The organism is Poseidonibacter lekithochrous (assembly GCF_018861145.1).
GTDB classification, from domain to species: Bacteria; Campylobacterota; Campylobacteria; order Campylobacterales; family Arcobacteraceae; genus Poseidonibacter; species Poseidonibacter lekithochrous_A.
The window spans coordinates 1-5,313 of the sequence record NZ_JAHKQT010000014.1; the positions used below are offsets into that span (position 1 = coordinate 1).

A 5,313-nucleotide genomic window follows, 5' to 3' on the forward strand; every position below is an offset into this window, starting at 1 on the left:
GAATTTTAGTTACCTCTCCACTTTGTATTTAAGTTCTATTTGAGAATGTATATTAAAAAGAAAAATTTTCAAAAATCAAGGATATTAATATTATGAATTAAACGTTATTGTAAATATATTTTTATGATCTTTATGTATATATTCTACTGGTAAGTTATGTTTATCAAAAATCTTATTAACAATACTCAAACCTAAACCAAAGCCATCTGTTTTAGAATCTTCTTGAGTAAAAGGTTTCATATAATAAGAAATATCTTTATCCAATTTCTTTCCAATATTTTCAATACTTAATGAATTATTCTCTGTTTTTATTACAACTGGAAATTCTGTACTATATTTAAGAGCATTATCTATTAAATTTTTTACGGCAATTGTAAGATAATGTAAATCTCCATTAATATTAAAATCTCTATTAATTTCTAACTCTATTAAAGATTCATCTTCAATATATAACTTCTGCAAAGAGTTTAAAACTAAAGTCTCAATAGAAAATCTATTAAACTCTAAATTATCTATATTAAGCTTTTCTAATTCAATCAGACCATTTGTTAAAACTTCTAAATCACTAAATATTTTTTTTAATACTTCTTTATCACGTATATTGTCTATTTTCTCAATAGCAAATTTACCTTTTGCAATAGGTGTTCTTAGTTCATGACCTATGTCTCGTAACAGTTCTTCCCTTGTTTTAATTAAGTTCTCTAAGTTATCAGCCATATTATCAAATGAACTTGCCAATATGCCTATCTCATCTTTTGAATTTATATTAATTCTTGTATCTAGATTTCCTTGAGAAAAATCTTCCATTTTTCTTGTTATAATTTTTAAAGGAGAGAGTAGTTTAAATATATATAAGAAAATAATAACTAACACAAGAATATCTATAAAAATCAAAATATTTAGTATTGTTTTATCAGTAATATTTTGTTCATCTTTGGTTTCATATACCAAACTCTCATCTAAATAATTAACCTCTATAATAAATTCATCTTGAAAAGATTGTTTTCCAATTGTAATATGTCCAAAAGTAAGATTTTCTTTATGAAGTATTTCCATTGAATTCTTTGAAGATATTTTTCTTAAGCCATATCTATTTTCAATAAGTTGTATCTGCTTTTTATTATCAATATTTATTAGTAGTTCATTAGCAATTTTTTTATATTTATCTTTTATTAAAGATTCCACTCTTTTACTGTTAATATTATCTATCCAGAGTCCTATAATGCTCATAAGAGAAAAACTAATTATAAATAAAATTGTAATCTTTCTAAAAATAGACATACTTACCCCACAAATTTATATCCTACACCCCATACGGATTTTATATATTTAGGATTTTTAGGATCATCTCCAATTTTATATCTAAGATTAGATATATGAGTATCTATTGTTCTACTTTTTGTATCTTCATCTAAAGAAGTAGCATTTACAATCTGTTCTCTTGATGTATTTATATTTAGATTTTCCACTAAAAACAGTAATATTTCAAATTCAATCTGTGTTAAATCAACTTCATAATTATCTACATTTACACTTCTGCTATTTTTATCAATTATAAGTTCAGCAATTTCTACTTTATTTAAGGCAGTTTTTTTTAGTATATGTTCTATTCGTAAAACTAACTCTCTAGGCTCATATGGTTTAGCTAAATAATCATCTGCACCTAATTCAAAACCATGTATTTTATTACCAATATCCCCTCTTGCACTTGATATAATAATAGGAATATTAGATAATTTTTTAATCTTTTTAAATAAATCAAATCCATCCATATCAGGAAGCATTAGATCTAAGATTACAATATCATAGTTTTTGTTGTTTTGAAACTCTTTTAAAAGCTCTTTTGCAGTTTCAAAAGCCTTACAATTGAAACTGTAATCATTCAGATAATCTATAATAAACTCTTTCATCTGTCTATCATCTTCAATTAGTAAAACATTTTTAGTCACTATGTTTCTCTCCTAAAAAATATGAAAATTTAACTCTTTGTTTGGGAGTTAAAACTCCATGTATTTTATTAAATTTATCTGCTTCTATTTCTATAAAATACATATTTATTTCATTACTGATTTTTATATATTTCTCTTTATCAAAAGTTTCAGATTGCATAATCTTTTGAAGATTTAATCTTTTTGAATACAAAAGATCTAAATACTTTTGATAGTCTTTTTTATATTCAATTAAGATATCTCTTATTTTAGTATTTTGTTCTTTTTTTAAATCCAGATATTTTAAACTTCTATATATGTGATTTTTCTCATAATGTTCTTCATAATCATCATCTGCAAATGATGAAGAAAGCAAAGATAGGCTACATAAAACTATTAATACTTTTAATATTTTCATCTTCAATAAGTCCTCTTTCTATATCAGTATGACAAGCTTTACAATTAGCTTTACTTTTTATTTTCTCATGTTTAAAAATACTCTTTGGAATATCTTCATGTCTTTTCTTCCAAAAAGATGTTTGACTAATAGCTATTATATCTTTATTTCCTATTGAATCTAATATTTTTTTACTAGCTTCCATAGTAACTTCTTCTGCTGAATTTTTTAATAAAAAAGCTAATACATTATTATAATCTTCTTTTTCTAAAGATGCATCATCTCCAAAATGGTTTTCTAACTCGGACATTAATTTTATCCAAGATTTTTTAGGTAAAAGATTGGGAGGGATACAGAGTGTGACACGATGCACACTCAGAAACAAAAAGTTCATTTTGTTTTTCATAATTAATTGGCTCATAAACAGAAGCCACCAAAATATTTTTAGGTTGTAAAAAATTAAATATTAGAAATCCTAAAAAAAGTACTAAAAAAATCATTGCTATAAATTTTTGAAAAATATTTAGTTTTATAGATTCTTGAGTTTTTGTCTTTTTATATCCATTAAATATTGAATTTAATGTCTCATGTTCTCCATGAAACAGTTTATCAAATGCAATACCACCTAAATGAGCAATAATTAGTAAAATTAAAAGAGTTGATAGCGTCTCATGGATTTCCTCAAAAAGTTCCATCTCTTTAAACATACTGCTATTTAGATGTGAGAATATTCCCTTTCCTTCTTGAATTCCAAGAGTTAATGAACCTGTAATTATAATAAGAAATATTGTAATAAATATAGCAATCATAACATAGGAAGCTAAAGGATTATGTCCTACAAATTTTTGTTCACTATTAAATATATTAGAGATAAACTCCTTAACCCTATTTATTGAAATAGGGAAATCTTTAAACTTAGAATATTTAGGTCCAAATAATCCCCATATAATTCTAAATCCTAAAAGAATTAAAATAGCGTATCCAATTATTGCATGATAATTAAGTAAATTGTCTTCCTCTGCTGTTATATATGCTAATAATATAAAGAATACAAAAAGGCCATGAAATAACCTTGTAGGAATTGACCAGATATATGATTTTTCCATAATATACTCCTTAATCATCCCATCTTCCAAAATTTGGAATTAGAATATTTCTTTCTTTATATAAACCTTCTTTTGCATCAGTATGACAAGCCATACAATTACTAATTCTTTGTACATCTTTTTGGACAATCAATCTTTTAGGAACTTCTCTATGTTCTCTTTTAAACTTAGGAATTTCAGTAATTGCCAATGGTGTCGATGTTCTACTTATAGAACTTGAGAATTCTTTCATCTCACCATAACCTCTTTTAGCGTCACTTGCATTTTTCAAAAGATATTCTCTAACTTTTACTTCATCACTTTTATCAAATGTTGCATCAACTCCAAAGTGATCATCTAACGTGTCCATCATCTTATTCCAAGAACGTTGTGGTAAAAACTCTGCTTGAAATCCCATATGACAAGAAGAACATTCATTTAAATATAAACTATTTTGAATACCATTTGACTTTTTACCTTCATAATTACTTGCAAAAACAATTATACTAAATGCTACTAATATAAAAACTATTCTATTCATTTTTAATCCTTTGATAAAATATATGTTATTACATCACCCTTTTCAAGTGCTGTACCTTCTCTTTTGTAAACATCTTTAAAATTTCGTCTAAGCCATTTTTTGATTGTTTTCAACTTGGCTAATCTTTTGGGATTAGTTTTAGGAGATAGAGGTGCAATTTCTTTTCCTGTAAAAATATTTTCGCCATTTTGCGTGAAATTGTTCGTATGACAAGATACACAAGAGATTTCTTTACCTTTATTTCCTATATGTTTTGAGGTAAAAATCTTTTCACCCCTTTTCTTATCAAAACCTTTAAAGTTTGGTTCTTCTTTTTTAACTTCAATAGACAATGACTCTAAGTAGGATGTTACGACTGAGGCATAACTTAAACTCAATGTTAGTAATAGTAGAGAAATTAATTTCATTTTTAATCCTTTATATTTTTTATAATCGAAGTATAAATGAAATTGTTAGATTTTTTGTCTATAGTTTCTTGACAGTTTCTTAACAATTATTAAGAGAATTATAAATTAGTAAATAAAATTTAGATTATATGATTTTAAATTATACACTGCTAGCTAATATTAATTTGATTTATCAACATTAAATAGGACAAAAAAATGATAGATAAATTGTTCTAAGATGATTTATAAAAAATATTTATAAACTGTTCCAAAAACTACTGGAGATGTAACGTAACTTCATATTTCGGATTTTCTTCGTTACTATTAAATAGCTAAATCACTTCCAGTATAAATTATAGTAATCTAAATATTTTTATATTCAACAAGCTCTTTTATGGTTAAGAGATTTTCAATCATTGAATAAAGCTTTAGAATTTGGTTATATAATGATTGTTCATAATACTGCGAGACTGTGAAAGAACTAACCCTATATAAGTAAAAGAATAGAGATTCAGATGTATAAACACATTTTTTGACGAAAATAAGCTTTAAAAAAGGCTAGAACTGCAATATACTCTGCTATTTCTTGTTTTATATCTTCAATATTGCCACTTTTAATGCCCTTTATTAGCTTTTGAAATAGTTTAATACCAATCAAATTTAACAATCTTCTAAAATTATAGGTGAGCATAATTAAAGCATTCTCTCCAGCAACTTTTGTTTTGCCACGTACTAGAAAATGACTCCAACCAAGCTTTTGTTTGATTGTACCAAAAGGGTGTTCTGCCAAAGCAGCCCGCTGTTTAATCATAGTTTTTGCTTTGCGTGTCTGCATCTTTGTACGGTGTTCATCGATGAGTGATTCATGCTCCCAACGCCAAAGACGTTTTGCAGGTGTTTTAGGAGGAAGACACTGTGAGCGTATTGGACAAACTGTACACACAGAACGGGTACCAAAGTACATTAAACGCTTAAT

The 5,313-nt window shown here is 26.0% G+C and carries 8 protein-coding genes; all 8 read right to left on the reverse strand.

Features of this window, described 5'->3' with window-relative positions; all coding sequences use genetic code 11:
- Positions 1-90: 90 nt before the first annotated feature.
- Positions 91-1,281, reverse strand: coding sequence for an ArsS family sensor histidine kinase (locus tag KO488_RS05560; RefSeq protein WP_216057806.1), 1,191 nt, complete (start codon positions 1,279-1,281; stop codon positions 91-93).
- Between the two features lie 2 nt (positions 1,282-1,283).
- Positions 1,284-1,949, reverse strand: coding sequence for a response regulator transcription factor (locus KO488_RS05565; protein ID WP_216057807.1), 666 nt, complete (start codon positions 1,947-1,949; stop codon positions 1,284-1,286).
- Positions 1,942-2,346 carry a Spy/CpxP family protein refolding chaperone gene (locus KO488_RS05570; RefSeq protein ID WP_216057808.1) on the reverse strand — a complete coding sequence of 135 codons (405 nt, stop codon included), beginning with the start codon at positions 2,344-2,346 and terminating at the stop codon, positions 1,942-1,944. Before KO488_RS05570 ends, KO488_RS05565 begins: the two co-directional genes overlap by 8 nt.
- Entirely contained in the window at positions 2,312-2,635 is a 324-nt protein-coding gene (locus KO488_RS05575; RefSeq protein ID WP_266099293.1) for a cytochrome C, read from the reverse strand. Before KO488_RS05575 ends, KO488_RS05570 begins: the two co-directional genes overlap by 35 nt.
- 19 nt (positions 2,636-2,654) lie before the next feature.
- The gene (locus KO488_RS05580) at positions 2,655-3,431 is read right to left on the reverse strand and encodes a cytochrome b/b6 domain-containing protein (protein WP_216057810.1); all 777 of its coding nucleotides are present in this window, start codon (positions 3,429-3,431) and stop codon (positions 2,655-2,657) included.
- Between the two features lie 10 nt (positions 3,432-3,441).
- Complete coding sequence (locus KO488_RS05585; RefSeq protein ID WP_216057811.1) at positions 3,442-3,951, reverse strand: diheme cytochrome c; 510 nt, start codon at positions 3,949-3,951, stop codon at positions 3,442-3,444.
- Positions 3,952-3,953: 2 nt separating this feature from the next.
- A complete protein-coding gene (locus tag KO488_RS05590) occupies positions 3,954-4,358 on the reverse strand; it encodes a DUF1924 domain-containing protein (RefSeq protein WP_216057812.1) in 405 nt (134 codons plus the stop codon).
- Between the two features lie 490 nt (positions 4,359-4,848).
- The coding region (locus KO488_RS05595; RefSeq protein WP_216057813.1) for a transposase at positions 4,849-5,313 on the reverse strand (465 nt) is incomplete at its 5' end.